This window comes from Alcanivorax sp. HI0044 (genome assembly GCF_001634945.1).
Map to the genome: position 1 here is coordinate 1 of NZ_LWEZ01000474.1, position 1,139 is coordinate 1,139.

General features: G+C 61.8%; 1 protein-coding gene. It reads right to left on the reverse strand.

All coding sequences use genetic code 11. From position 1 onward, the window contains the following. The coding region (locus tag A3730_RS05765) for a PP2C family serine/threonine-protein phosphatase (protein WP_156500953.1) at window positions 1–979 on the reverse strand (979 nt) is incomplete at its 3' end. Window positions 980–1,139 lie beyond the last annotated feature (160 nt).

Consider the following 1,139-nt stretch of genomic DNA (forward strand, 5'->3'; position numbering starts at 1 on the left):
CCATCACAAACCGTTCCAGGGCATCGCGATCATCTTCCAGGTTGACGGAGGGTGTCTTGAGTACGGACTGTTTGCCGTGTTGATCTTCCACCAGATACAAATGGCTGCGCACGCTGGCATAGAGTTCGCGCTTTACGGTAAAGCCATCGAGACGAATGCCGGGTGTGAGCGGCGGGGGCAGCGGCAGGCTGCCGCGTTGTTTCAGGGTTTCGTCGGCGCTGGCATCCGGCAGGCCTTCCACACGGAGCACCTGGCAGCTCAGGTTGTCGTCACTGCCGTTGGCCAGCGCGGCCTCCACCAGCGTACGGGCGGCCAGTTCCGGCTGGCTGGCACCACGCAGAATGCCCTGCATCCGTGAGCGTGTCAGGAAGCCGTGTACGCCATCGCTGGACAAAAGATAAATATCGCCCACCTGCAAATCGCTACTGCTGTAGTCCACGTCCAGTCGGGTATCCCCGCCCATGACCCGAGTCAGCACCTGCCGATTTGCACCGATCATGCGGCTGTGATCGCGGGTCAGGCATTCCAGCTTGTTATTGCGCATGCGCCAGACGCGGGAGTCGCCGACCTGAAAAATGTGCGCTGTCCGCGAGCGAAGGATGAGCAGGGACAGCGTGCACAAGTGGCTCTCACCGGCCAGGGTCTGGCGACAAAGCCAGCGGTTCAAGGCTTCCAGTACACGTTGGGCGGAGCGGGGCACGCTCCACAGGGCCGGGGTGGCGTAATAGTCGCTGATAAAGCCCAGAACGCAGGATTCCGCCGCTTCGCGGGCGGCGCCGGCGCTGGACAGCCCGTCAGCCAGAGCGGCGACAATGCCCTTGGTACGCATCAGTGAGCCTTCCGGTATCTGCATGGCCAGGGCGTCCTGGTTATGCAGCTTGGGGCCGCTGTCACTGAATTGGCCGATACGTACCCGGGGATGCAGGTCGGGTTCCATCGGGCTGAGGTCGTCGGTTGCCGAGGCGGTGGACACGTCCATCTTGATGCTCCTGTACCGTTAACGTGACGGGGGCTTGTGGTGAACCGGGCTGCTATCCCTGCGCGCCCGGTGGTCACTTGAAGCTCAGCTCACTTCGATCAGCTGTACTTCGCCCTGATCATCAATTTCCGCGATATGGCCCTTGGGTTCATCCAGGAAT